General features: G+C 41.7%; 3 protein-coding genes. All 3 read right to left on the reverse strand.

What is annotated here, in order from left to right:
- Positions 1-121: 121 nt before the first annotated feature.
- The 3 genes from typA to QUF07_RS13485 all read right to left on the reverse strand — a co-directional run bounded on the left by typA (position 122) and on the right by QUF07_RS13485 (position 3,130).
- Positions 122-1,969 carry a translational GTPase TypA gene (typA, locus tag QUF07_RS13475; RefSeq protein ID WP_217161592.1) on the reverse strand — a complete coding sequence of 616 codons (1,848 nt, stop codon included), beginning with the start codon at positions 1,967-1,969 and terminating at the stop codon, positions 122-124.
- Between the two features lie 92 nt (positions 1,970-2,061).
- Positions 2,062-2,841 (reverse strand): inositol monophosphatase family protein, encoded by a 780-nt coding sequence (locus QUF07_RS13480; RefSeq protein ID WP_289427936.1) that lies wholly within the window; start codon positions 2,839-2,841, stop codon positions 2,062-2,064.
- The gene (locus QUF07_RS13485) at positions 2,831-3,130 is read right to left on the reverse strand and encodes a UPF0223 family protein (RefSeq protein ID WP_217161596.1); all 300 of its coding nucleotides are present in this window, start codon (positions 3,128-3,130) and stop codon (positions 2,831-2,833) included. The genes QUF07_RS13480 and QUF07_RS13485 overlap by 11 nt, the downstream gene beginning before the upstream one ends.
- Between the last annotated feature and the right edge of the window lie 368 nt (positions 3,131-3,498).

Here is a 3,498-nt window from a genome sequence, read left to right on the forward strand (position 1 = left end):
CGCCGATAAGCTATCGACTCCGTGCCGCCTAGGAAAGACAAGCAAATATTTACTTTAACTTTTGGGGTACACCTCAAGGTTACCTGATCCTCTTAGTTGAAAAGGTTTTATTAAATTTATCTTAGCTGTGCTTTCTTCTCTTAGCTTCTTTTTCACGAGAACTAGAGTTCAAAATCTTTTTCCGCAAACGAATATGGTGAGGCGTTACTTCACACAATTCATCCTCGTTCAAGAATTCCAAAGATTCTTCAAGGCTTAAATGAGTTGGTGTCTTAATCCGCGCCATATCATCAGATCCGGCAGCCCGAACGTTAGTCAAGTTCTTACCTTTGGTGATGTTAACCGTAATATCATTTTCACGGTTATTTTCACCAACGATCATTCCTTCGTACACTTCTGTACCTGGATCGATCAATAAAGTACCTCGGCTTTCAATCCCCATCATTGCATAGGTAGTAGCTTTACCGGCGTTCATTGAAACAAGGGTTCCCTTCTTACGACCAGGGTTCCAACCCTTAATAACTGGCATGTACTTTTCAAAAGTATGGTTCAAGATACCATAACCACGAGTCATTGATAGGAATTCAGTTGAATAACCAATCAAGCCACGAGAAGGTGCCAAGAATGTCAACCGGGTTTGGCCATTATCAGTTGTTTCCATGTTCTGCATCTCACCCTTACGTTGTGAAAGGGTATCGATAATTGAACCGGTATATTCGTCAGGCGTATCAATTTGAACGGACTCGAATGGTTCGCACATTTGGCCATCAACTTCTCGATAGATAACTTCTGGACGAGAAGCTTGTAATTCGAAGCCTTCACGACGTAACGTTTCGATCAAGATTGACAAATGAAGTTCACCACGACCAGAAACAGTCCATGAACCAGGATTATCAGTATCTTCAACTCGAAGTGATACATCGGTATGCAATTCACGCTTCAATCGGTCTTCCAATTGACGGGCAGTCACAAACTTACCATCTTGGCCAGCAAATGGTGAAGTATTGGTTCCAAATGTCATTTGCAGGGTTGGTGCATCGATTCTCAGAATTGGAAGTGGTTCTGGTGTCTTTGGATCAACAACCGTTTCACCAACGTTAATATCTTCCATCCCGGAAACGGCAATTAAATCACCAGCCTTGGCTTCTTGAATGTCTTCTTTCTTAAGGCCAAAGAATCCCATTAACTTAGTTACCCGGAAGTTTTGCTTAGAACCATCAAGCTTCATAACAGTAACGTTATCTCCCACTCTGATAGTTCCCCGGAAAATTCGGCCAATCCCAATTCGGCCAACGAAATCATTATAATCAAGCATTGCAACTTGGAATTGTAATGGTTCGTCTGAATTATCAATTGGAGCCGGAATGTTTTTGATGATGGTGTCGAAAATTGGCTTCATCGTGTGTTCCTGCTTGCTGATGTCGGAATCATAACTTGATGTTCCGTTCATAGCTGAAGCATAAACAACTGGGAAGTCCAATTGTTCTTCATCAGCACCTAATTCGATAAAGAGATCAAGAACTTCATCCACAACTTCTTCAGGACGAGCACCCTCACGATCGACTTTATTAATCACAACAATTGGTGTTAAATGTTGTTCCAATGCCTTTTTAAGAACAAATCGAGTTTGTGGCATGGTTCCTTCGAAAGCATCAACGACTAGTAAACAACCGTCAACCATTCGCATGATCCGCTCAACTTCACCACCGAAATCAGCATGCCCTGGTGTATCCAAAATATTAATTTGCTTATCACCATACTTAACAGCAGTGTTCTTAGAAAGAATCGTGATGCCTCGTTCTCTTTCGATTGCATTAGAGTCAAGGGCACGATCCTCAATCTGGACATGTTGATCCAAAGTATCTGATTGTTTCAATAGTTCGTTAACCAAGGTTGTCTTACCGTGGTCAACGTGGGCAATAATTGCGATGTTACGAATGTCGTCACGTGTTTTTAGTTTTGTATCCAAGTCGTTTGCTTCCCTTCATTATAAAACGTTACCGAATGATACACATCTTAATCTATTGGCATAAAAAAACTGTGACAACCGTCACAGTATGACTATTGACCTACAATTGTAAGAATGTCTCGATGTGCCTTTCGTGTTGCTAACAATACCGTGGTTGATGATAACACATCTAAGGGTTGCCCGTCAACAGTGGTTACCTTAATGCCAACGGCTTCACACAATATCCGACCAGCACCGAAATCCCATGGTTTCAGGTATGAAATATAGCCAACCAGTTCACCTCTCAGGACAGAAATAATATCAATCCCAGCACTGCCATACACCCGCATCCCTAATGATTGATTGGCAATATCGACCATATTGTAATCATTATGCAGGACCATGGGACCACTTAACCCCACCAAGCCTTCGCGCAATGGGGTATCCGCAACTTTAACCAAAGGCTGACCATTATCAGACACGCCAATTGAAGGGCCACCTGATAATAATCGGTTCCCCATCACGTCTAAAATATAGCCTAAGACGCCCTTGCCATCCACGTACAAGGCAATCATAATGGCAAAGTGATTCCGTTGCTTGACAAAATTCATGGTACCATCAATCGGGTCTACTATCCAGACATGGCCGCGAGTCGATTGCACATCGTCACCGGAACCTTCTTCACCTAAAATTTTGGCGTCTGGATCAAACGCCCGAATTTGGCCAACGATGAATTTTTCGTTTTGTTTATCAATATTGGTCACTAAGTCCGTTCTGCTTGTCTTGGTATCTACGGTCAACCTGGTATCGATTTTTCTGAGAACGTTGTCCCGCGACTCCTTTAACCAACTCTTAACCGTTTTATCTATTCTTTTAATTTCACTAACGTCCATTGTTTGCGCCATCCATTTTTACAGTCTTAATTTCTGATGCCTTGGCCTTTTTAACCACGGCATAGGCATCATATCCGGAGCGTTTCAAAAATTCTTTTTCCAATTGCTTCTGTTCCATCTGGGCCGGCAATGTTGCCCGAAAACCATTGTAGGCCTTCATCAACTCAGCTCGATCAACACCACCCCGCTGTTCATAAGCTTCCTCCACTTTTTGGAAGAATCCCACAACGATGATGACTTCATCCACATCTAATCCATCGATCAATGGATATTCGTATCCATCGGCCATGAAAATCAACTCCGATCATTATTTACTCTTGATGTCATTATAGATGAAATTGAAAGTTTGTGAAATATTATTGTGATGAAGTTGGCTGGATTTTAGGAAACTGGTGTTTTGGTCAGCTGATAAGGCATCGTCAACATGCCAATCAAATCGTTTTTTTGGAACCAAAAAAGTTGGGGCATATATTAATTTCCAATCCGTCATTATTCGTTTGGATCGCTGTAGTCACTTGGATAAAAGCTGCGCCAAACGGCTGATCCCAGAATTTAACGAAAAGAACCAACTATTCCAAAATTGAAGTGAACCCCAATAGTTGGAGATAATATTTAATAATTTTTAGGCACATAACTGGTCGTTGTGAATCCGGTATT

Source organism: Lentilactobacillus sp. TOM.63, from assembly GCF_030361045.1.
Classification (GTDB): Bacteria; Bacillota; Bacilli; order Lactobacillales; family Lactobacillaceae; genus Lentilactobacillus; species Lentilactobacillus dabitei.